The sequence below is a fragment of the Sabulibacter ruber genome (assembly GCF_017355955.1).
GTDB lineage: Bacteria > Bacteroidota > Bacteroidia > Cytophagales > Hymenobacteraceae > Nibribacter > Nibribacter ruber_A.
In genome coordinates, this window is sequence record NZ_JAFFID010000027.1 from 1 (window position 1) to 454 (window position 454).

Annotated in this window: 1 protein-coding gene; it reads left to right on the plus strand. The window is 65.2% G+C overall.

The window, feature by feature from the left end; translation table 11 throughout:
- Nucleotides 1–86: 86 nt before the first annotated feature.
- Nucleotides 87–454 (plus strand): transposase (locus tag JT719_RS24295; RefSeq protein ID WP_207436384.1); only part of this gene is annotated, 368 nt, incomplete at its 3' end.

Below are 454 nucleotides of genomic sequence, written 5' to 3' on the forward strand. Positions count from 1 at the left end.
GTCAGACGCATCCTGCCCGTCTCTGCGGGGGACTATCCGGAATTTCGTGCTCGGCGGGGGTATGCTGAGAACGGAAGGAGCCCCCGATGGCACGACGCAAAGAACCGATCATCCCCGATGCGATCCTCGACCAGCTGCTGGCCGGGGCGGACGCCAAGACGGCGTTTGATCAGAACGGACTGCTCGACCAGCTGAAGAAAGCGCTGACGGAACGAGCCCTGCGCGCGGAGCTGGATCATCACCTGGCCAGCGACGAGAGCGGCAACCGCCGCAACGGCTATGGCCGCAAGACGGTGCTGAGCGATGGCGGATCAATGGAGCTGTCCGTGCCACGCGACCGGGCGGGGACGTTCGATCCGGCGCTGATCGGCAAGTACCAGCGGCGTTTCCCCGGCTTCGACGAGAAGATCATCTCGATGTACGCGCGGGGCATGTCGACGCGGGAGATCACGGG